Annotated in this window: 1 protein-coding gene; it reads right to left on the bottom strand. The window is 47.9% G+C overall.

What is annotated here, in order from left to right:
• Positions 1 to 167: 167 nt before the first annotated feature.
• Positions 168 to 998 (bottom strand): CsgG/HfaB family protein, encoded by an 831-nt coding sequence (locus ACQKE4_RS20760; RefSeq protein ID WP_427390115.1) that lies wholly within the window; start codon positions 996 to 998, stop codon positions 168 to 170.
• Between the last annotated feature and the right edge of the window lie 123 nt (positions 999 to 1121).

Below are 1121 nucleotides of genomic sequence, written 5' to 3'. Positions count from 1 at the left end.
ATGGCACTGTCTGGGTGAATGGCGATAATGGCTATATTGCCATGCAGGTCAGTGGGTTAGAAGTGCTTCCGGGGGCCGGTCTCACGGATTCAGGACTAGAGTCACTTTTTTAATTGTATATTGTTATAAAAGTGCTATGTCCCTTGCTTTTACGTCTAAAAGAGTCGTTAGAGTAACGGAATAGGTGCGTCTAGGTAATCTGACAAAATAGTGTCTTGAAAATTAACCCCATTCGAAAGGTTCCAAAGATTGCTTTCTACTCCTCGTGCTACCAAGTGAATGACAGCTGATTCAATAGCCGACATAACGGCAAGTTGAACAGGTTCGTTTGTGGTAAGCCCTACTTCGGCTTCTAACAAACGTCTAAAGTCGATAAAACGATAAACCCCTGCTCGCATCTCTTTAGAGTAAATTGTTTTAGTTGTCGTAACGTTAGCCAGTACTTCTCCAGTTGATATTTCAACGGCGCGTAAATTTACCGTTACCTGATCCACTTGGTACTGCCCAGATGCTCCAATGCCAAAATACTCAGCTCCGGCGCCACCAGTACGTATATTGGACTCATAAGCAATGATACCGCCTTCCAGCATGACGGATGCTGCTCGTAGTGATGGCAAGGTATCGGGTTGGCCAAAACGCTCGAATTCTGCACGGATAATCCGCCTTTCAGTGAGCAAGTTTTGTAAACCTACTCGCTCAAGCGGTATAAACCAGCCAGAGTCTGCCAGGGCGCCGGTGAGCATGGCCGCAGCACCTTGCGTCACCGCGGTGGAAAAGGTACTAGCCGGCGCGGGACGGTATTGACCTGTCTGATCGCGGAAGTCGTAGACAGAAACAAAGATTTTGCCTGCCGGTGGGGGTAGAGATACTAAATCTTGATAAGTTGCTCCTCGTGGCGTCAACGTTGCTTGTGCACCTTCTAGATTTTCGGAGGTTGCGACCATCCCTGCACAGCCACTGAGTAAACTGACCATAATTAATGAAGCGATGATTTTCATGATGATCCCCTGAACAACACGTAGCATTATCCTGAATCCGTGAGACCGGCCCCCGGAAGCACTTCTAACCCACTGACCTGCATGGCAATATAGCCATTATCGCCATTCACCCAGACAGTGCCA

It is taken from the genome of Halomonas sp. NPDC076908, assembly GCF_050269715.1.
Classification (GTDB): Bacteria; Pseudomonadota; Gammaproteobacteria; order Pseudomonadales; family Halomonadaceae; genus Vreelandella.
The sequence above is the reverse complement of the archived record's forward strand: the minus strand, read 5'-3'. Positions and strand labels throughout refer to the sequence as shown.

Coding starts and splice junctions, on each gene's coding strand:
- ACQKE4_RS20760 (WP_427390115.1), bottom strand. CDS start 998: ATGAAAATCATCGCTTCATTAATTATGGTCAGTTTACTCAGTGGCTGT.